This is a genomic window from Streptomyces sp. NBC_01525, from assembly GCF_045040405.1.
In the GTDB taxonomy this organism is placed as follows: domain Bacteria; phylum Actinomycetota; class Actinomycetes; order Streptomycetales; family Streptomycetaceae; genus Streptomyces; species Streptomyces benahoarensis.
The window spans coordinates 5,793,942-5,814,815 of sequence record NZ_CP109397.1 but is presented as its reverse complement, the minus strand read 5'-3'; the positions used below and the strand labels follow the sequence as shown (position 1 = coordinate 5,814,815).

The window sequence follows — 20,874 nt, the reverse complement described above, 5'->3', positions numbered from 1 at the left end:
ATGAGCTGCTCGGTGACCTTCTTCTCCGCCCGTGCCCCCGATCCGGTGCACCGTGGAGATCAGCAGCTCCACCAGCGTGTCGGTGATCTCCAGCTCCCGCTCGTGCAGCAGCGCGGCCATCAAGGTCACCCGCAGCGGCACCGGGTGCGTCCGCAGGTGGGAAGGCGACTCCACAGCGGCCCGCGCCCGCCAGCCAGCCAGCCACCTTCTGCGCGACCTCGATGAACAGATCCGGCGGCAGACCGATCGCCCGCACCGCCAGCAGCTTGTCGATCTCGGTGAGCATCGTCTCCAGGCTCACGTTGCCCGGAGCCTCCTTGACCTTCCCCAGCACCGGCGGGGCGTCCTCACCCTCTCTGCCACCGCCTGCGGGTCCGGGGTCGTCCTGGTCGGCGCCACCGGCCACCAGAGCCGTGATCCGCTCCACGCTCTCCGTGGCCAGCCGCAAGGAGATCAGGGCCGTCAGTGACTCCTCAGCCTCCCGCAGAGCAGCAGCCACGATGCGGTCGCACCGGCCCGGCGTGGGCGGCTCGATGCTCTCGACGCGGCAGCGGGCCAGCAGTTCCACCCGGACCTGCTCGGGCCTGCGTTCCTTGTGCGCGACGTGCTCGGCCAGATACGCAGTCAGCTTCGCCGCGTCCGCGACGCTGCACTCACGGAAGCCGAGGTGCTCCCGGATCTGCGCGCGGTGGTACTCGACCGTGCGGCCTGTCCATTCGTAGGACTCCAGTTCCGAGGCGGGAACCTGCACCTGCCGGGCGACGAACTCCACGGCCTCGCCCGGCAGCTCTGCCCGGTTCCGGGGAAACCGGCCGTACTGCGTATAGAACTTCAGCAGCACGGCGAAGCCCAGCCGCGTCGCACCTCGCTTGCCGGACACGAGCGCCTGCTCGTCCTTCAGCGGCGTCCAGCGCTCGACGAGTTCATCCAGGTCCAACGGAGTACGGGCCACGATCGCCGATCGTCCTCGCAGGGCCTCACTCACCGCAGCCGTACGGCCCAGGACTCACCCACACGGGTGACACCGTCGCAAGATCACTGCCGTTTGCGGCTGGTGACAGCATTCTTACCGGCACCCCGTCTTCGAAGACGAAGCCGGCTTCTCCATGACGCCGCCGCACGCCAAGACCTGGTCGCCGCGGGGCCGGACGCCGGCCGTAAGGGTGCGCGGCCGCTCGCGCAGACGGATATCCATCGCCGAGCTGACCTGCTACAAACCTGGCCGCAGATCCCGGCTGATCTACCGGCCGCGCCGGGACGACGGCCGACGCGACGGACGCAAAAGCTTCTCCTGGCGCGACTACCGAGACCTGCTGATCGCCGCACACCAGCAACTCGGCGGCCCGATCGTACTCGTCTGGGACAACCTCAATGTCCACAAAGCTGCCGGGCTGCAGGAGTTCGCCGCATCCCGGGACTGGCTGACCATCCACTACCTGCCGCCCTACGCGCCCGACCTCAACCCCGTCGAAGGGATCTGGTCCCTGCTGCGGCGAGGCTGGCTGTCCAACGTCGCCTTCACCACCCCCGAACACCTCGCCCAGCGCATCCGACGTGGCCTACGACACATCCAGTACCACACCGACCTCATAAACGGCTGCCTCGCCGAGACCGGCCTGACCATGAACCCCTCACCGCAGGCGACATCACGAGTTCAACCTCAGTAACCACCCCAGACACAGCTAACGTCACACTCCTCCGCACGCCCGGAGACGAACTGCCCACCCCGGCTCGTCAGGACAAGACCTGCCCCCTACGCAGCCCCGTCCATACACCGCCGTACCCGTCACATAGCGAAGCCCTGCCGGATCCACACCGGCAGGGCTTCGCCATCTCACAGCTCTCACGCAGATCTCACGGACAGGGCTGCGCCCTATCGGAATCCAAGCCCTGACCAGGCACAAAGCCCCCGTCCTGGACCTGCCGGACGCCTCTGGATGCCCCTTACAACATGTGCCACGTTGTCCCCAACGAAGCGCCCAGGACGAGGACGGGGGCGTCGGCGGGGCCGTCGATGCGGTGCTGCAGGGTCTTCTCGCTCACCCGGCCACGCTACCCAGCGCTGACGCGATCCTGACACCCGGGTCAGGAACTCTGTGACGGAAACGGTGCACTCCGCCCCGGCTCGGACGAGGGCTCCGAGACCCCCGCCCCCTCAACGCACGGACGCGACAATCAAGATGAGCACCACCACGGCCGGGACGAGAAGACAGCCGCAGCCGCCGGACGGGGACGGGGTGCCCTGGCGGTACTCCACCATTCCGTCGGGGACGACGTGGGGGTGGGCCCGGGTCAGCCGTCGTCGGCGGTGGTGGCCAGGTGTGCGGCGAGGGCGTGGAGGACGAACGGGGACGGGAGGCCGGACGCCAGCACGTGCCACCGTCCGGCGACGCGGACGGCGACGGCTCCGTTCACGCTCGCGACGCGTTGGATCCGGTCCCATCGCAGGGACGTGGTGCCGCGGCCGATGCCGTCCGCGGTGAGCCATACGGGGCCGAAGGTGAGCCGTCCTCCCCCGGCCAGTGTGGCCAGGGCGCGCGGCACCTGGGCGCCGGTGACGGCGCGGCGGATCTCGCGGCCCCACACCTCCGGGTCGCCGAAGTCGGCAGCGTGCAGGAGGACGTGGTCACCGTCGATGTCGCGGAGGACGTGGACGGGGGCGAGGCCCTGCGGGGAGAGGGCGCCGCGGCGGCGCACCACGGTCGTGTCGTAGCGGATGGCATGGATCCGGCCGTTGGTGGCGACCGTCATCCCGTGGTCGTAGAAGTCCAGCCGCGGGGCCGCCTCCTCGGCCGGCGCGCCGGGGCTCCACAGACGGCGTATACGCGTCGCGAGAGCCTGACGCAGGGAGCGGCGTGGCGCCGTGCGCGGTGCGTGACCGGGCGGGGCGGCCCGGTAGGTGGCGCGGCGCCGGCCGAGGCGGGCGCGGCTGCCTGCCGCGGAGACGCGGGCGAGTTGCAGCTCCTCCGCGCGGTCGGAGCCGGTCATGTGGCGCCCGCCCGGTCGCGGCCGGTCACGGCACTCGCCCGATCGCGGCCGGTCATGCGGCGCCCGCCCGGTCGCCGTCGGTGCCCGTGCCGTCGCCGCGCAGGACCGACCATCGGGCGCGCAGCAGCAGTTCGCCCGGCGGCACCCGCAGGTCGTCGGCGAGGTGGCGGGCGGTGCGGTCGAAGACGGCCAGGGCCTCGGCCCGGCGGCCGCCGTGGCGCAGGGCGCGCATCAGGAGGGCGGCGACCGGTTCGTTGAGCGGTTCCTCCGAGGCCAGCGCGGTGAGTGCGGCGACCGCGTCGGGGACCCGGCCGAGGCGGAGCAGCCAGTCGGCGCGCCGCTGCGCCAGGGTGACCCGGCGTTCGGCGAGCCGCATCCGTTCCGTCTCGGCCAGCGGACCGGGCAGCCCGGCCAGCGGCTCACCGCGGAACAGCTCCAGCAACCGGGAGCAGCGCCGTACCGCCTCGTGCAGTTCCCCGGCGCGGGCGGCGGCCGCGGCGGCGGTGGCCTCGTCCTCCATGCACGCCACGTCCACCTCGACCACGCCGCGGGCCAGCCCGTAGCCGTACCGGTCACGGCGGATCACCGAGTCCGGGCACTCCCCGAGACGCAGCGGTTTGCGCAGCCGGTAGACGTAGACCGGTACGACGTTCGCGTCCGGTGACTCCAGTCCCCAGACGTCGTCCAGCAGCTCCCGTCGGCTGACCGACCGGCCCGGCTTCAAGGCCAGCGCCGCGAGGACGGCCTGCTGGCGGACCGGGCCGACGTCGACGGGGCGCCCGGCGAGTCGGACCCGCAACGGGCCGAGCAGGGAGATCCGCAGCCGTGGTGCGGGCGCCGTGTCCGGGAGGGCGGCCTCCGGTGCCGCCCGGTGTCGGCGGGGGCCGAGGCCGGGGACGACGAGGCCGCGGTCGAAGGCGTGGACGATGGCGGCGGCACGGTTGCGCAGTCCCAGTTTCCGCAGGATGCCTTCCAGTTGTGCGGCCACCATGGGGACGGGCAGGCCGAGGGTGTCGGCGATCTCGGCGTCGTCCAGGCCGCAGCCGAGCGCGTGGAGCACCTCGCGTTCCCGGGCGGTGAGGGGCGTGACGTCCGGGCGTCCCTGGGTGGTGGTCGTCGTCGGCATGGTGGTTTCCCCGTTCCGTGGCGCGGTCGTCGGGCGTCTGCGGGCACGCGCGTCGCCGGTGTTCACGGTGGTCCGGTGGAGGAATCGTGGACAGGACACCGAGGCGGTCATATGTGGCCGGTGGCCGCGCTACAGTCCTCGACCTGCGAGGGAACGTCATCTCATGGGGAGGGGCCGTCAGTTGTGGCCGGTGCGTTCGGCGAGGTGCTGCGGCGGCTGCGGAGCCGTACGGGGCTGACCCAGGAGGAGTTGGCGGAGCGCTCCGGGGTGAGCGCCCGCACCATCCGCGGCCTGGAGACCGGCAGCCGCGCCAACCCGCGGATGACCACGGTCCAGGAGCTGGCCCGTGGGCTGCCGCTCGGGCCCGGCGAGCGCGCGGAGTTGCTGCGCGCGGCGGTGGGCGGCGAGCGGGACGGCGGACGCGAGGACGGGACCGCGGAGCGGGCGGCGGACGCGGAGGGGGCGGAGCCGCAGGGGGCGCGCGCCACGTGGGAGGCTCCGGACGCGGGCGCGGGTTCGGCGCCGGGTCCGGACGCGGGTGCGGCCCCAGGCCCGGGTACGCCCCCAGGCCCGAGTGCAGTCCCAGGCCCGAGTGCGGTCCCGGCCCCGGACGCGGCGCGGGCGGCGCCGGCTGCCCCGGACGCCACGACGGACGCCGCCGAGCAACTGGCGACGGCCGTGGCCGCCCGCTGGCGCCGTGAGGAGGAGCAGCGGCAGATCCAGGACCCCTTCCCCCTGCCGGTCCGGTGGCGGGCCGCGCCCGAGGAGCTGGCCGATCACTGGGCCAACATCCGCCGCCTCCCGCCCGGTGCCGCGGCCGGGCCGCTGGAGATGGACGGGCGGTTGGACGGCATCGCGGCGCTGTACCGGCGGCTGCCGTCCGGGCGGCTGGTCGTACTGGGGCGGTCCGGTTCGGGCAAGACGGTGCTGGCGCTCCGGTTCGTCCTGGACCATCTCGCGTCGCGCACCGCCGAGGAGCCGGTGCCGGTGATCTTCAGCATCGGCGCATGGAACCCGACGGCCGTCACCCTGCGGGACTGGCTCGCCGACCGGCTGACCCGCGACCACCCCGGCTACGCCGCCCAGGGGCCCGGCGGGACGACGCTGGCGGCCGCGCTGGTCGAGTCCGGGCGCATCCTGCCCGTGCTGGACGGATTCGACGAGATGGCCGCCGGGCTGCGCCGCCCCGCGCTGGAAGCCCTCAACGCCACCGCCCTTCCGCTGCTGCTCACCAGCCGCCCCGCCGAGTACGCCGCCGCGGTCGCCGAGACCGACGTGCTCACCTCCGCCGCGGCGGTCGTCCTCACCGACCTCACCCTCGACGACCTGGCCGCCTATCTGCCCCGTACGACCCGTAAGCCCGGCCGGGCGCGGCCCGCCGCGAACGCCTGGGAGCCGGTGCTGGCCGCCCTGCGCGCGCGGCCCGCGTCGCCGCTCGCCACCGTCCTGACCAACCCGCTGATGGTCGCGCTCGCCCGCGTCGTCTACAGCGACACCCCGGACCACGATCCGGCCGAGCTCCTGGACGGCGAGCGTTTCGGCGGTCCGGAGGCGCTGGAGGACCACCTCCTGGAGAGCTTTCTGCCCACCGTCTACCGCCATCCGCCGCCGTCGGCACCGGGCGCCCGGCCCCGCCGCACCTTCGCCCCGGACCGCGCCCGGCACTGGCTGGGCCACCTCGCCCACCACCTCAACCGGCTGGAGACCCCCGACCTGGCGTGGTGGCGGCTGGGCGGCGGGCTGCGGCGCGGCCCCCGTACCGCGGTCACCGCGCTGGTGACGGGGATGGCCATCGGCGTCGCCGACGCCGCCCTGGCCGCCGCCGTCGGCGCCCCGTACCCGCTGGTGGACGGGGCGATCGTGGGACTCCTGGCCGGGCTGATGTTCGGACTCGTGTACTGGCTCATGTTCGCGGCCCAAGACGTCCCGGTGGCGCCGTCCGCCATGCGGCTGCGCCTCGGCGGCGGAGGGGCCCGCCGCGGCACGGCCGGCCCCCGGCTGGTCGTCGGGACGCTGGGCGGGACGGTCTTCGGCTGCGGCTACGGGCTGGTGGTCGGCCTGATGCGCAACCGCTTCCACTGGCCGGACGGGCTGCGGTACGGGACCGTTGACGGGATCTTCTACGGGCTGGTCTTCGGCGTCGCCGCCGGGCTGAGCTTCTGCCTGCTGGGCCTGGTGGAAAGCCCCCTCGACCTGCGCTCCGCCGCCCATCCGCGGGGCCTGCTGCGCACCCACCGCTCGACGGTGCTGGCCCGGCTCGCCGTCTGGGCGCCCGCCTTCGGGGTGCTGGTCGGGGGCGGTGCCGCGGCGGCGGTCCCGCTGCTGCGCGGCGTGCTGGGCCCGCTGGTGTGGAGCCCCGCCGCCGGGCTCGTCCTCGGCACTCTCAGCGGGGTCGGCGGCGCCCTGGGGTACGCGCTCGCCCTGACCGCCTGGGGCCAGTGGCTCGTCCTCGGGCGGCTCTGGCTACCGCTGACCGGCCGTCTGCCGTGGGCCGTCGTCGCCTTCCTCGACGACGCCTACCAGCGCGGTGTGCTGCGTCAGGCGGGCGCGGTCCACCAGTTCCGCCATGCCCGCCTCCAGCACCACCTGGCGCAGGTCCACCGCGAGGCGTCCGGCCGGCGGGGCTCGCGGGAGTGACGCGTCGGCACGGAGCCGCGCCGGGTCCCGTTACCCCGGTCGGTGCACCGTCCACGCCCCACACCAGGCGCGATGCAGCCGATATGTGCTCTTATGGCCTGGTCTGTAATTCGAGGTGAGCGCGCCCTCGCGCGTTCCGGCGGCGGTGAGCAAGGGGCAGGCGTGGCGCAGGACCGGGAGGAGACAACGCCTGACGAGCCGGACGACGTCCCGTACATGTCGCTGCTCAACCTGCCGCTCAGCGCGGACCTGGACCGCCTCGGCGAGCAGATGCACGATCTGGCGCGCGCCCAGCGCAGCTTCCAGGCGCTGCTCGAAGCCGTCGTCAGCATCAGCGGCGAACTGGAACTGCCGACCGTGCTGCGGCGGATCGTACGCACCGCGATGGAGCTGGTCGGCGCCCGCTACGGAGCCATGGGCATCCTGGACGACACCGGCGAGCAGCTCGCCGAGTTCGTCCCGCTCGGCCTCACCCCGCAGGAGAAGGCCGGCCTCGCCGGAGTGGAGCCGCCCCGGGGCCATGGCCTGCTGGGCCACCTCATCCACCATCCGCGGCCCCTGCGGGTGGACAACATCGCCGCCCACCCGGATTCCGCCGGTCTCCCGCCCGGGCACCCGCCGATCCGTTCCCTGCTCGGCGTCGCGATCTCCGTACGCGGCCGGGTCTACGGCAACCTCTATCTCTCCGACCGGAAGGACGGGAAGCCGTTCGACCGGCACGACGAGGGCGTGATCCTGGCACTCGCGGGGACGGCCGGGGTGGCGATCGAGAACGCGCGCCTGTACGACCAGGTCCGCAACAGCGCCGAGCGGTTCCAGCGGCTTCTGCTGCCCCAGTTGTTGGACCTCCGGCCGTTCGAGGCGGGCGCCCTCTACCGTCCGGCCCGTACGCCCGGTCAGCTGGGCGGCGACTGGTACGACGCGGTGAAGCTCTCCGACAACTCGTGCACCGCCGTCATCGGCGATGTCATCGGCCACGACCTCGAAGCCGCGGCGGCCATGTCCCAGACCCGCAGCATGCTGCGGGCACTGACGTTCGACGGCCGCATCCCGCCGAGCGCCGCCCTGACGCAGCTGGACCGCATCATGCATCTGACCGGCGGCCAGCTCACCACGGCGTGCGTGGCCCGTATCGACCCCGTCGGCCGGGGCTGGATGCTGCGGTGGAGCAGCGCCGGACATCCGCCGCCCCTGGTGGTGCTGCCGGACGGCGCCACCCACTACCTCGAAGCGGAGCCCGGACTGCCGCTCCGCGTGGACGTCACCCTGCCCCGGCCCGACCACTCCCGCGCGCTGCCTCCGGGCAGCACGGTCATCCTCTACACCGACGGACTGGTCGAACGCCGCGACCAGAACCTGACCCAGGGAATGCGCGCACTGGCGGCACTCGCCCGCCACCACGCCCGGGAACCGGTCGACCAACTGTGCCGCACCCTCGCCGACCACCATCCCGGCGACGGGCTCGACGACATGGCGGCGCTCATCCTGCGTACGCCCGGTCCGTGAGCCGTCTGCCGGGCGCCCGCCCCGGCGTGGCCAGCGGTGCCATGGCGCTCGCGCCGAGCACCGCATGGGGGTCGCGCAACAGCCCCAACTCGATGGCGGTGCGGGTGAGGTCGGCCTTGTTGCCGACGTTGAGCTTGGCCCGGATGCGCTTGACGTACGTACTGACCGTGGCCTCGGAAAGGCCCATCCGGCGGCCTATCTGACCATGCGTCAGCCCTTCGGCGAGCAGGCGCAGGGCCTCCAGTTCGCGGCGGGCGAGCGACCGCGGCTCGATGCCGCCGGGCTGCTCCAGCTCGCTCTGCAGCCGGGGCACCAGCGTGGCGGAGAGGTGGAAACCGCCGGTGACGACGGTGCCGACGGCGCGCAGCAGTTCCTCGTCGTTCACCTGGTCGGTGACGCAGCCCAGCACTCCGGCGCGGACGGCGCCCAGCAGGCGGTAGGGCTGGACGAAGCCCGAGATCAGGAGCACCGGGGCGCAGGCGACGAGGCGGTCGAGGGTTCGCGCCGGTGTCTCCGTTCCCGTGTGGTCGTACGCGGGTGGGCTGTAGAGGATGGCGTCAGGGGCGTCGGCTCCCGGGGCGAGCGGGAGGTCCTGCACGCGCTCGACCGAGGCGACCACCTCGAGCCACGAAGCCCGGGAAAGCGCCCTTTCCAGACCGTACCGGACGAGATTCTGGCGCTCGACAATGACAATGCGCGCACAACTAGACATGCGTATTCCTGTCGTCAGATCAACGCGTCGTTCCCCGAACCCCCGAACGGCAGACTAGCGGAGGAACGGGGCGATGCACCCCAACGTACCGCACCGATCGGTGTACCCCGGATCGACGATGAGACGGAACGGAACGGCAATGCTCCGCCGGGGCATCACACAATCGCTCCACGCGGCCCCGGAAGGCAAACCGTTCGAAGCGATTCGATTTTCTCCCGGAGACCTTTTCCGATTGCCGGTGAGCGGTATTCTGCCGACTGTCCCTTACGGCAAGACAATTGGAGAGTACGTACGTGGCTGACCAGGAAAAGTCCCCGCAGCCCGCTGCCGAGGCGTCGGGGCGTCTGCCGGAGGAGGACCGGCACGGTTTCGTCTCCGCGTTCGTGGGAGGCGTCCGCGCCGACGGCGAGCAGGGCAGGCCCGGCAAGCGGCTGGTGGCGATCGGTATCGCGGTCGTCGCCGCGCTGAGCCTGGGCGCCCTCGCCATCGGCGCGCTCAGCAGCCCGAGCGACAAGAAGAACCAGGCCGACAAGGTCGCCCCGGCGGGCGCCACCGCCCGGGCCGACCACCACGAGAAGGGCCAGGAGTCCCGCACCGGCGGCGCCAGCGGCGGCGCCAGCGGCGGAAGCATCGGCGGCATCGGCGGCGGCACCGGCGGCGGCGCGGGCAGCCAGGACCTCACCCCGGACGGGCGGCAGGACATACCCGCGCCGAACACTCGGGACACGACGGGCTCCTCGCACACCCCGCCGAGCCCGAAGGCCAGCGCCACCGCCAGGAGCGGCGCCAGCACGGCCCGGACCCGCAGTGTCGCCCCGGCGTTCACCGCGCTCGCCGGGTACGGCTGCCCGTCCAGCCCCACCGCGGGGGTCTGGATGAAGGACCCCAACTTCAACCTGAAGGAGAACGGCTGGGTCAAGTCCGGCACCGGCGGCTACACGGGCTCCGGCTGCACCGGCCGGTATGTCTCCCTGCCGATGTCGGGGTCGTCGACGAAGTACGACCCGTCGCAGTACGTGCTGTGGAAGTTCAACTACACCGCCAAGATCAAGGGCGCTGCGACCTGCCGATTGGCGGTGTACATCCCGAACAACCCGAAGATCCTCTACGTCGGCGGGCACCCCGCCAAGTACGCGATCTACGACTCCGACCGCAGCGGCGGCACCCCCGCCGCCGCATTCAACATCGACCAGATCAACAGCCGCGGAAAGTGGCTGTCGCCCGGGCCGTTCAAGGTCCGCAGCGGTCATGTGACGCTGCGGATGTTCAACACCGGGGTCGACCACACGGCGGCGACGCAGCATGCGCACGATGTCGCCGCGCCGGTCCAGCTGAGCTGCGCGCCCGCGTGACCGGGCGGTCGGGCACCGGTTCGCGGTGATGTCCATGGGCGGGGCGCCGTACGGCGCCCCGCCCATGGACCGTCCGCGCGGACGGTCCGCGAACCGGACGGGCCGGGCCCCTGGCCGCTCCGTGAGGAATCGGCAGGGACCCGGCCCGTTGATGCCGGTGCGCCTGTGTGCTCAGCCGTCCACGATCGGCTTGCCGGTCGGCTCGGGGAAGGCGGAGGAGTGGTCGGCGTGGGCGTAGTAGGTGCCCGCGCGGTCCATCAGGACCATGTACCGGCCGACCAGTTCGATGGAGTTGGCGCACTCCATCAGCACGTTCTTCATGGCTGGGTACATGACGGGGCCGAACTTCTCGGCCGCCTGCCGCACGCCCGGGTCCGGCTTGATGATGGGGCCGAATTCGTCGGGGTCGAAGAACGTCGGCTCGTGCGGGTTGCGCCTGTCTACGTACTGGTTCGGGCGCGGCTTGGGGATGTTGTCCGTGTAGGTCGCCTGCTCGCCGAAGACGGTGTGGGAGGCGTCGGCGGCGAGGACGAGCGTCTTGAGGCTCTCGTACTGCGTGACCAGGTCGGTGGAGGAGGTCCGCAGGAGTTCCATGCTGTCGGCGAGGCCACCGATGTTGACGGTGAGGGCCGGGTGGGTCGGTGCCTTGGTCGCCTTCTTCTCGCCACCGCCGCCGTCGGTCTTCGGCAGCTCGGTGGTGATCGTCTCGGGGTTCAGCCAGAGCATCGAGAGGGTGGGCGGGGCCGCGGCGGTGGGGGGCGGTGCTTCATTGCCCGACGTGTCCGAGCCGTCGCCATCGGTGTTGATGGGCACCCGGTGGGGACCGTACCGTGAGTCTTTCGGTTCCACTGCCACAATTGCCCTTCCGCCATGATCATCCCGGGTGGAACCCGGTTCCCTCCATCCCATCCAATGCAGGTACGCAACGGACAGGTCCCCGTTCGGTGACACCCTTGTTGCCCCTGATCAGTGACATGACCGGCGTCGAAAGAGGGACCTGCATCGGAGTCATCTGTGCACTTAAAGTCACCGTGTGGCCTCTCGCAGCTTCACCCTCAACGAGTTCCGGATCGAGCTGGACCGGCTCCACGACACCATCGGCACGGTGGGCGGATGCACCGCCGCCATCGAGGCGGACATCGCCGCCGTGAAGGAAGCCTTCCGGCTCGCCGAGGCCGTCTGGCAGTCCCCGTCCAGCGCGACCTTCTCCGGTCTCCAGCGTGAGTTCAGCGACCACATGGACACGCTGGTCACGCTGTTGCACGAGATGAAGCGGCGGATGAAGGCGGCGTACGACATGTACCACGAGGTCGAGACCAAGAACACGAAGAACTTCCACAAGTAGTGCCAGGGGTGCCGTCCGGTCCGCGTGGGCCCGGACGGCACCCCACACGCGGAGGGCGTCCGCCGTACCCCGGTCGTACGGCGGACGTCGGCGTCCGGACATCCCTCAGGGAGCTTTCCTGCCCGTTGGTGCGGTGGCGCTCCCGCGTACGGCCCCAGGAGCAGCGGTGAGCCCCAGCAACGACCCCCAGCCCCAGCCCGATCTCCCGGTCGTCTACGGTCAGGTCGGTGGCGCGCACGCCTTCATCAGTGTCGACGGCGAGGCGCTGCGCACGTACGGGGAGCAGATCGGCGGGCCCGACGGCGCGGGCGGGCTCGTCTCGGACCTCGGTGACGAGGTATCCAAGATCTTCAAGTCGCTCACCGACCTCCAGCTCGGCTGGGCGGGCCAGACCCAGGAGGAGGCCGGGGCCTTCTTCCAGCGCCTCGACGCCTGCATGACGAGCCTCTTCGGCAAGGGCGGCGACACCCAGAGCCAGGCGAACAGCGTGCTGGCGCGGGTCGCCTTCTCGCTGACGCTGGCGGGCAACAATTACCTCTCCGCGGAGGAGGCGGCCTACCAGGAGTTCGGCGCCTTCGCCTCCCAGCTCCTCTCATGGGGAGGCGGAGGGGGAAATCCGGAGAACGTCACTGACGGCACGAAGTCCGCGATCGGCGAAACATTCTGACCGCCGTAAATTCCGCACCACCGGCTATTCCCCACTGACGCTCCGCTTGCGTTTTTCTTGCGTTTCGCTGACGTCTCGCTGATATTCCCAGCTCGCGCCTTCCCCGGGCCCGGCTCCCCTCCCTTTCCTTTCCCTTTCTCCCCACCAAGGTGATGTCGCCATGTACGAGCCCGATCCGACCATTGCCGACGAGATCTACACCCTTGGCAACGCCTGGATCGATTTCGGCGACCAGATGTGGGAAAAGCTCTCCGCCATGGATGCCTCCGTCCAGGGCGTCCAGTGGTCCGGTGACGCCCGCGAGATCGCCGTCGTCTGGGCCTGGGGACCGCTGCGGTACAAGTTCACGGCCGCCGCCAACCACGCCTGGGACGTCGGCAACGCGATCAACGCGTACGGGGACTTCATCAAGGACGTGCAGGCCAAGGAGTTGCACGCGGCGAAGATGGAGGCGATCAAGATAATGATCATTGGCCTCCTCTCCATCATCGCCGTCGTGGCCCTGGCGGTACTGCTGCCGCTGGGCACGATCCTGGCGGCGCTCACCTCGGTACTGGAGGCCATGGGCGTGGTCATGGAGGGCATCGCCCTCGCCGCCACCTACGCCGGTGCCGTCGCGATCGATGTGATCCTCAACATCGTCGTGCAGATCGGCGCCGACATGGGCGCGGAGGCGTTCGCCTCCGCCGTCACCCACACCGACATGCCCGACTTCGGCAGCAAGGAGTGGTGGAAGCACGAGGCCATCAACATCGGCCTCGCGGGCGCAGCCAGCCTTCTCGCTCCGGGCCTGAAGGGGATCGGCGCACTGCGGCGGGGGCTGGGCGATCTGGCGCGCGGTCCGAAGCTGGCGCCGCCGAAGTTCGACCCGCACGTCGAGGCGCCGCCGATGGGCGGCGGCAAGGGGGCGGCCGGGTTCGACCTGCCGAAGGGGTCGTTCTCCCCGCCGCCGGGCCTCGGCAACCTCGACGGCCAGCTCGTCAACAAGCTGCCGCACGGGCCGGGCGGTGGTCTCCCGAGCCGCGGCAACATCCTTCCCCCGAAGACGGACACGGTCCACCCCGGCGGCGGGCTGCCCCAGACGAAGATCCCGGGGAACATCGACCCTCACCCGTCGATAGCTCCGCCGCGCGGGACCAAGGGGAACACCACGCCCCACGACGGGATTCCGTCGACGAACAGCGGCCGCCCGCAGGGAGAGCTGTCCCACCAGCCGAAGGCCGATCTCGGCGGGGCCACCACCTCACACCCGAACCCGTCGACGGTCGAGGCACCCGGCGCGGCCGGTGCGCCAGGCAAGGGCGCGCAGCACGCCGGGCACGAGGGCCTGCAGAAGGTCCCGGGCACGAAGGCGTCCCTGGAGCCCACCCCGCCCGGCCGCAACCCCACGGCCGACACCCCGCACGCCAAGGCCGACACCCCGCCCAGCAAGACCGACACCCCGCCCGTCTCGGTCCATGACGGCCGCGGCGCCGATCTCGCTCCTCACCCCGGCGCGAAGAACCAGGACATCAACGGGAACGCTGGCGGCACGAAGAGCCAGGACGTCAACGGGAACACCGGCGGCACGAAGAACCAGGACATCACCGGGAACACCGGCGGCACGAAGAACCAGGACGCCATCGCGCCCGGGATGAAGGACGGCAGGTCCGGTGCGGAGGCCGGCAAGCCGCAGCACACCGCCAGGACCGAGCCCAACCCCGCGGCCACCGAGGGCAAGGGCACGACGGACAGGTCCGCGTCGGCGGCGCACGCCGGGGAGAAGCCGTCGGTCGAGAACAAGCCGCTCACGGAGAACAAGGCCGGCGAGCCCAAGACCGTCACCGAGCACAAGGCGGGTGACGCCAAGACGGTCACGGAGAACAAGACCGTCACCGAGAACAGGGCCGTCACGGAGAACAAGTCCCCCGCCACCACCAAGTCCACCGCGGAAGGCCGGAACACCGGGGACCGGACCGCCACCGGCCCGTCGAAGGAACTGCCGAGCAAGGACGTACCGACCAAGGAGAGCGGTCAGCCGAAGACCGCCAAGAACGACGCCGGGCCCTCGTCCGAGACGAAGGCGCCCGCCGAGAGCCCGAAGGACACCTCGGCGTCCTCCGGCGGCAAGGGCGACAAGGCCCATGACGCCGCGGCCGAGGGCACGCGCTCCGGCGACCACGCTGTCTCACGTACCGCGGACGACGCCGTCCACCCCGGCCCCGGCCCGAAGGACCCCCTGCACGCGGGCAGTGGGGCCGCCGAGGGCGCGGCGGGCCGGGTCGAGCAGTCCGGCGCCGCCGCCGCGAAGGGGTCGGACGCCGCCAAGACGAAGGCGTGGGTCACCGAGAGCGACACCCTGAAGAAGAACACCGCCGAGAAGCTGGCCACCGCCGAACGCGGCCAGAAGCTCGCCTCGGACGAGCACTTCACCGAAGGCGGCCGGAAGCTCCAGGAGAAGTTCACGGAGACCACCGGCTCGTCCAAGGCGCTCCGGTCGCTGGACGACGCCGAACGGCAGACGGTGTTCGACGGTTTGGTGGGCGACGCCCGCGCCAAGTTCGACGACCTCTTCGGACCGTTCCGGGAGGGGGGCAACGTCCGTCCCGGCGACCTCGCCAAGGCCGAGCAGCAGTGGCAGAAGGAGCTGGACAAGCTCGGCGACACCATCCGGGGCCGCGCCCAACTCCACAAGCTCCAGGTGAAGTTGGACGGCCAGATCGAGACGAAGATCGCCGAGGCGCGCAAGCAGTGGCGCACCGAGGGCCATGAGTCCGACCTCATCGACCGGTCCGCCAAGGAGTACGAGGAGAGCCTGGGCCACGCCGCGGACGCCACGTACGGCGAGCTGAAGTCGAAGCCGCACTGGCAGGTGAGCAACAAGGGCCAGCGGTTCGACCAGATGGCCGACAGCATGCGCAAGGGGCTGCCCGAGCGGCTGGGCCGGGAGACCGAGTTCCGGGGCGCGGTCGACAAGCACGTCGACGCCTGGCAGGAGTTCGGGGCCGGGCTGAGCAAGGAGGAGACCGCCGCGCTGCACGACCGCTACGCGCACGGCGGGCGGCAGGCGTTCGGCGATCTGGTGGACAAGGAGGCCGCGAAGCTGCTCGCCACCAAGCAGCGCATGCGGCCGTTCGCCCAGCTCAGCGCCAAGGAGCAGCAGCTCGCCCATGACCTCGCGGTCAAGAAGTGGCCGCTCCGGGAAGAGGAGCTGATCAAGCGGCTGGACGCCGAGATCCAGGCCGGTAAGGACCTCCGGCGGTTCGTCGACGATCTGCCGACCCGCCTCGACAAGGACCTCGCGAACCGGCCCGGCGCCTCGTCCACGAAGGGGGAACTGGCCGACAGTGTCCATGCCTCGCTGCGGCGGGACGCCGAGGCGCTCCTCGACGACCTGCGCGGCAAGCCGATGGAGACCGGCGCCCGGGACATCGAGAAGCTCACGCAGGACGGACTGTCGAAGCTCAACCGGAGCCTGGACGAGCGGTTCCGCTTCGAGAACGGCGTCCACGAGCGGTGGAACAGCCATGAGCGTCCCGCCGGTGACCTCGGCTCGCACGGCGAGCAGGTGCGCGGCTGGCAGAACGACCTGCGGCACCGCGCCGTCGCCGACGTCCGCGAGGGCCTGGGCACCGACTACTCCCCCACCCATGTCGACGACGCGCTGACGAAGCTGGACGCGAACCTCGCCGACATCGGCAGGGCGACGCCGGAGCTGCGGGCGGGCGCCGAGCGGCTGCCCGAGGCGACCGCCGACGCGAGGGCCGCGTGGGACGAACTGGCCGCCGGGCACCGGGAGTTGCACCCGTCCACCGCGGACCGCATGTGGGCGGAGTTCCACCACGACTGGATGTCGGGGCACGGCAAGGTCTGGTCGGACGGCCGGATGGACGGCGTCCACTGGCACACCCCCGAGCGGGCACCCGACGCCGCGTACGACGCCGCCCGGGCGGCCGAGCACCGGGCGGCCCGGGACCAGCTCCTCGACCACTACGAGACCCTCGTCGACATCGCCGGGACGCGGGATCAGCACCTGGCGCAGCTGGCCGACGACGTACGGCACGCCGCCCGGGAGTGGCAGCCGCCGCACCAGCGGTTCGAGGGCGCGGCCCACACCGCCGAGCAGGCCGCCGAAGCCGCCAAGAACGCGGCCGGGTCGGCACGGCAGGCGGCCACGGCCGCGAAGGAGGCCGCCGAGGCGCTGGAGCGGGTCGCCGGGAAGGGCGGCCGGGGCGGTGCGGTCCCCCCGAAGTCCCTCACGGCCGAGGAGCGGGCCGCCGCACACGGCAAGGAGACCTCAGCCCCCGGCGAGGACCTGCACGGGGACGTCGCCAAGGTCCAGGAGACCCGGGCCGCGGCCCGTACCGCCGATGATGCCGCGGCCGCAGCGCGGGACGCCGGCGCCCGGGCCACGGACGCCGCCGCAACGGCCAAGGCGGCAACCGACCGGATCCAGCAGGGCGGCAAGGGCGGCGCTGCGCACACGGCGGACGAACTGGCCGCCGCCCGGGAGGCCGCCGCGCAGGCCCGCGAGGCCGCCGAAGCGGCGGAGAGGGCCGCCACGCAGGCCCTGGACGCCGCCGACGGCGCGGGCGACGCCGCGGCCGCGGCCCGGCGTGCCGCGCACGCGGCGGAGGACTCGGGGGCGCACCACTTCCGCGACCTGATCGGCCGCGACACGGCGTACGCACCCGGGGACACCGACATCAAGGCGGTGCTGGACGACGCCGCCACCGAGCTGCGCGGCCGGTTCGACAAGCTCACCGAGCTGCCCGAATCGGGCCTGGTGAAGAGCACCGACCGCGAGGGGCTGCACGACTCCTGGTCCACGTACCACCAAAAGCTCGTCGACGAGCTGCCCACCCGCTTCGACCGGCGCTACCGCGACGGCGACTGGGCCCCGACCGCCGACAAGGCCGTCGACGATCTGCTGGCCACCCCGGAGTTCCGCAAGGACCCGCTGCCCGACGACCTCGTCCGCCACGTCAAGGACCGGTACGCCGACGACCTGGCGGCGGCACGGAAGCCGGGGGCGGACGGCGGCGACGCGGTCGGCTCCGTCCGCGACCGGCTCGAATTCGCCCGCCGCGCGGAGCGGCAGGTCGACGACCTGATGAAGCGGTACGACCTCGGCAGCGGCGCGGACCGCGCCGGGCGGGACGCCGTCCGCGACGAGTGGCGGGCCACCGCCCGCGGCCGGCTGCTGGACACCTACCGCGACGCGCGGGGGCTGCACGCCGCGGGCGTGGAGGCGCGCGAGGCGTCCGACCTGGTGCTGAACGGCGCCGCCCGGAAGCTGGAGGAGCAGCTGCACCTCGAACGGCAGCTGCCGGGGCTGCGGAAGAAGCTGGACGAGGTGGCGTTCCGGCACGACATGGACGACGCGGTCGCCGAGGCGGCCAAGCGGAGCCTGGAGAAGGATCTCCGGGGCGCGGTGGACGACGCGTTCGACACGTTCCACGCGGGCAACAAGGCCGATCCGCACGCCGCCGGGCGCGCGGCGGGCCACAGCCGCAACGCCACGGCGGCGATGACGGGCGAGCGCGGGCTCGCCGGGCGGCTGCGGTTCCACGAGGAGCTGGACGCCCGCTTCCGCGACCTGCACTCGCGGGCCGACAGGGAGATGCTGCAGCACGACCCGGTGAGCGTCGAGCGGGTGCGCGAGAAGCTCGCCACGGAGCTGGAGCGGGTCGCCGATACCCATCTGGACGGCGCGCGCACCGGCCGGTCGCCGCTGGCGGGCGGCGACCGCGACCCGCGCTTCCAGCAGTGGCGCGAGGACTCCCAGGCCGTTGTGGACCGCTTCGCCGCCGAGGCGGAGAAGGACGAGGCCCGGCAGTTCGCCACCCGGGAGGCGGGCGAGGTCTTCGAGGGGAAGTTCGGCGACGGACTGCTGCACCACGTCCCGGCGGACGGCAGGTGGTCCGGCGGCGACGATGTGGCCGGCGCCTTCCGGCGCGACTGGGTCGCCCTGGAGGACCACTTCCGCCATCCCGGTGCCACCGATCTCAAGAGCTGGCTGGACGTCGAGCGGAACGGCGTCGACGACTTCCAGAAGGGGCTGGACGGAGCGCGAGGGCAGCGGCAGTCCGTGCCGAAGGGGCCCTCGACTTCCGGTACTCGGGACTCCGCGCCCTCCGGCGGCCGGGACGCGGCGGACACCCCCGTCGACACGGACGTACCGCAGAACTCCCGTCCGGACGCCCCGAAGAACTCCGGCAAGGACCTGACCGGGGAGCACCCGGCGACCGGCCGGGACCAGGCCCATGCGCCCGAGCACACCGCGCAGGACGGCCCCCGCACGCAGCAGCAGGTCACCGAGGCACGGCCCCAGGAGCAGGTTCCCGGGAACCGCACGGGGGACCGTACGAAGGAGCAGCTGACCGAGGAAGGGTCCGCGCAGGTCACCAAGGAGCGGTCCGCGCAGGTCACCGAGGAAGGGTCCGCGCAGGGCCCCGGCCGCACCCATGAGCAGCTGCCCGAGGGGCCGAAGAGCGTCCACGAGGCGACGCCGTCCCGTACGGCCGGGGCGCAGGGCTCCGGGCACTCCGCCGGGCAGACGGTTCTTCAGGAACCCTCCCTGATGCGGCAGCCGGCGCCGGACCGGGCGGACGAGCTGCGCCAGCGGTCCTGGGCGTACCACGACTCCCACCTCGGCACCGACGGCCCGCACCGCGATTTCGACGCCACGCGGCAGGCCGCCCGTCTCCGGGAGGAGTTCGGCGACCGCTTCGCCCGGGGCGTCGAGGACGGACTCACCGACTCCGCGGCCGCCGACGCCGCCGCGCGCACGACCGGCCCCGCGTACCGGCAGGCCCGGGCCGACTGGACGGAGCGCGAGGGACTGCGGCAGGAGTTCCGCGCGGCGCTCCGGCAGGGCCCCCTCACGCCCCGGACCGGCCTGGTCGACGGCCTGGTGACGGAGAGCGACCTCGGCCGTCACCAGCCGCACTGGGACGAGAAGGTCTGGACGTGGTACGACGCCAAGCTCGCGGGGCTGGAGCAGGAGTACGTCGAGGCGCGCACCGAGCGGACCGCGGACAGCCACGAATGGGACCGGACCGTCCGCGCCGCGGCGCAGCGGCTGACCGCCGTCGCCGCACCGATGGCGCATCTCATCGGCCGGTTCACGGAGTACAGCCACTCCTACGACTTCGCGCCCCACACCGACTGGAGCGCGGAGACCACCCGCTGGTTCGAGGCCGAACGGCACCTCCACCGCGCGCAGGCGATCGAGTCCCTGGAGCGCACCCCCGGTGCGTCGGCCGAGGTCAGGACGGCGTACGCGGAGCGGATGTCCGTGCTGCGGCGCGGCGCCGAGCTGCGGGAGAACCCGGACCTGCTCGCCGACGCGTCCGCCCCCGCCACGCCCGTCCCGACGCATGCGGCGCCCGATGACTGGCGGACGGCGGTCATGCACGCCGCCGAGCATCAACTCCGGGCCGGGTACGGCGAGTTGCTTGCCCAGGAGAACGAGGACGCCGCGCACCGGCAGCAGGTGCGCGAGAGCGTCGAGGAGTGGGCGCGGGACGGCGGCCAGCCGCTGTCGCCGCAGCAGGCGGAGCGGCTGACCGACGAGGCGTCCCGCATCCGTGAGGACGCCGCCGCCCCGGAGGAGCTGCGGGATTCCGCCCAGGGCCGGATGGCGCTGGACGCCGCGCGCGAGACCGCCCACGCACGGGGCCGTGCCGCCTTCGACCGCGCCGTGCAGTCCTGGAGCCGGGCGCTGCTCGCCCCCGGCGCCGCGTCCCCCGCCTTCGCGCTCGACGAGGAGCTGATCGCGCGGGTCGCGGAGGAGGAGTGGGAGCTGTTCGCGCAGCGGCTCGACGTCCACGTCCGGGCGACGTTCGCCGCGCCCGCGGATGCCCGGGGCACCCTTCTGTCCGCCAACATACGGGCCGGGGTGCAGCAGTTGCGGCACCTCCTCGACGAACTCCCCGACGACCTTGACCTGCGGGCACTGCGGGTGTCGGAACTCCAGCGCGCGGAGCGGGAGTTCGACGACGCCGTCCTGGCCTTCACCAATCACCCGGCCGAGGAGCAGCAGGCGCTGCTCGCGTCGTTCGGGGCGCAGGACACCGCCCTCTCGCAGGCCGGGCTCAACGCCCTGCGCGAGCGGCACCTCACCGAGGTGAACACGGCGTTCTCCCGGCATCTGCGGCCGGACACCGTCGCGGCGGCACGCGGGGAGAGCCCCGAGGCGCTGGCGCGGTGGCAGCAGGTGTACGAGGCGACGGTGGCGGAGCTGCCGGCGCGGCTGGCGCGCCAGGCCGCCCGCGAGGCCGTTCTGTCGCGTGCGCTCCAGGACGTCGCGGACGCCACCGCGCCGCTGGCCGAGAACACGGACGCGGGGGCGTTCCTGCGGCACTTCCCCGCCCTGGCGCCCGCGCAGGCGCTCGCCGCCGCCGTCGCGTCGGTGCAGCACGCCACCGCGAGCGCGGTGAACGCCGCGTTCGACCGGGCCGTCGCCGATGCCCCGGCCCTCGCCGGCTGGGAGGCCACGTACGCCGGGCTGACCGGCGCCGATGTGCTCCACCCGCGGCTCGTGGCGGTCGCCGCCAA

Annotated in this window: 12 protein-coding genes and 2 pseudogenes (1 of these 14 cut by a window edge); 8 read left to right on the top strand and 6 right to left on the bottom strand. The window is 72.7% G+C overall.

Annotation, left to right across the window (positions count from 1 at the left end; all coding sequences use genetic code 11):
• Positions 1–31 precede the first annotated feature (31 nt).
• Positions 32–469 (top strand): hypothetical protein, encoded by a 438-nt coding sequence (locus OG422_RS25505; RefSeq protein WP_405748091.1) that lies wholly within the window; start codon positions 32–34, stop codon positions 467–469.
• A gap of 30 nt (positions 470–499) precedes the next feature.
• On the opposite strand, the pseudogene OG422_RS25500 reads toward OG422_RS25505, so the two are convergent.
• Positions 500–952, bottom strand: a pseudogene (locus OG422_RS25500) (DUF4158 domain-containing protein); the annotation flags it as partial.
• A 154-nt stretch (positions 953–1,106) separates the two neighbouring features.
• Between OG422_RS25500 and OG422_RS25495 the strand changes: the two are divergent.
• Complete coding sequence (locus tag OG422_RS25495; RefSeq protein WP_405745988.1) at positions 1,107–1,667, top strand: transposase; 561 nt, start codon at positions 1,107–1,109, stop codon at positions 1,665–1,667.
• A gap of 283 nt (positions 1,668–1,950) precedes the next feature.
• Here the strand turns inward: OG422_RS25495 and OG422_RS25490 are convergent.
• The 3 genes and pseudogenes from OG422_RS25490 to OG422_RS25480 form a co-directional block, all read right to left on the bottom strand.
• Positions 1,951–2,043 (bottom strand): annotated as a pseudogene (locus OG422_RS25490) (3-oxoadipate enol-lactone hydrolase); the annotation flags it as partial.
• Between the two features lie 249 nt (positions 2,044–2,292).
• On the bottom strand, positions 2,293–2,988 hold the full coding sequence (locus OG422_RS25485; RefSeq protein ID WP_405745986.1) for a hypothetical protein: 696 nt from the start codon (positions 2,986–2,988) through the stop codon (positions 2,293–2,295).
• Between the two features lie 52 nt (positions 2,989–3,040).
• The gene (locus OG422_RS25480; RefSeq protein ID WP_405745983.1) at positions 3,041–4,114 is read right to left on the bottom strand and encodes a BTAD domain-containing putative transcriptional regulator; all 1,074 of its coding nucleotides are present in this window, start codon (positions 4,112–4,114) and stop codon (positions 3,041–3,043) included.
• A 183-nt stretch (positions 4,115–4,297) separates the two neighbouring features.
• Here OG422_RS25480 and OG422_RS25475 point away from each other — a divergent pair, with 183 nt between their 5' ends.
• Both OG422_RS25475 and OG422_RS25470 read left to right on the top strand, forming a co-directional pair.
• A complete protein-coding gene (locus OG422_RS25475) occupies positions 4,298–6,751 on the top strand; it encodes a helix-turn-helix domain-containing protein (protein WP_405745980.1) in 2,454 nt (817 codons plus the stop codon).
• Positions 6,752–6,967: 216 nt separating this feature from the next.
• Positions 6,968–8,257: a PP2C family protein-serine/threonine phosphatase gene (locus OG422_RS25470; RefSeq protein ID WP_405747980.1), complete on the top strand. Its 1,290-nt coding sequence runs from the start codon at positions 6,968–6,970 to the stop codon at positions 8,255–8,257.
• Here OG422_RS25470 and OG422_RS25465 read toward each other — a convergent pair.
• Positions 8,232–8,855: a response regulator transcription factor gene (locus OG422_RS25465; RefSeq protein WP_251076386.1), complete on the bottom strand. Its 624-nt coding sequence runs from the start codon at positions 8,853–8,855 to the stop codon at positions 8,232–8,234. The two genes, OG422_RS25470 and OG422_RS25465, sit on opposite strands and share 26 nt — an antisense overlap.
• Before the next feature lie 407 nt (positions 8,856–9,262).
• On the opposite strand from OG422_RS25465, the gene OG422_RS25460 reads away from it, so the two are divergent.
• Positions 9,263–10,321: a hypothetical protein gene (locus OG422_RS25460; RefSeq protein ID WP_405745976.1), complete on the top strand. Its 1,059-nt coding sequence runs from the start codon at positions 9,263–9,265 to the stop codon at positions 10,319–10,321.
• 171 nt (positions 10,322–10,492) lie between these two features.
• Here the strand turns inward: OG422_RS25460 and OG422_RS25455 are convergent, their stop codons facing one another.
• On the bottom strand, positions 10,493–11,134 hold the full coding sequence (locus OG422_RS25455) for a hypothetical protein (RefSeq protein WP_405745974.1): 642 nt from the start codon (positions 11,132–11,134) through the stop codon (positions 10,493–10,495).
• Positions 11,135–11,354: 220 nt separating this feature from the next.
• Between OG422_RS25455 and OG422_RS25450 the strand changes: the two genes are divergently transcribed.
• The 3 genes from OG422_RS25450 to OG422_RS25440 all read left to right on the top strand — a co-directional run.
• A complete protein-coding gene (locus OG422_RS25450; protein WP_143939703.1) occupies positions 11,355–11,666 on the top strand; it encodes a WXG100 family type VII secretion target in 312 nt (103 codons plus the stop codon).
• Between the two features lie 166 nt (positions 11,667–11,832).
• Complete coding sequence (locus OG422_RS25445) at positions 11,833–12,333, top strand: WXG100 family type VII secretion target (protein ID WP_143939702.1); 501 nt, start codon at positions 11,833–11,835, stop codon at positions 12,331–12,333.
• A gap of 160 nt (positions 12,334–12,493) precedes the next feature.
• Positions 12,494–20,874 carry the 5' end (the start) of a protein-glutamine glutaminase family protein gene (locus OG422_RS25440; protein WP_405745971.1) on the top strand. Its footprint extends 33,274 nt past the window's final position, so only the first 8,381 of its 41,655 coding nucleotides appear in the window; its start codon is at positions 12,494–12,496; its stop codon lies beyond the right edge, outside the window.

Excerpts from the sequence above, each read along its gene's own strand:
- OG422_RS25495 (WP_405745988.1), top strand. The coding sequence starts at position 1,107 with ATGACGCCGCCGCACGCCAAGACCTGGTCGCCGCGGGGCCGGACGCCG.
- OG422_RS25485 (WP_405745986.1), bottom strand. The coding sequence starts at position 2,988 with ATGACCGGCTCCGACCGCGCGGAGGAGCTGCAACTCGCCCGCGTCTCC.
- OG422_RS25480 (WP_405745983.1), bottom strand. The coding sequence starts at position 4,114 with ATGCCGACGACGACCACCACCCAGGGACGCCCGGACGTCACGCCCCTC.
- OG422_RS25470 (WP_405747980.1), top strand. The coding sequence starts at position 6,968 with ATGTCGCTGCTCAACCTGCCGCTCAGCGCGGACCTGGACCGCCTCGGC.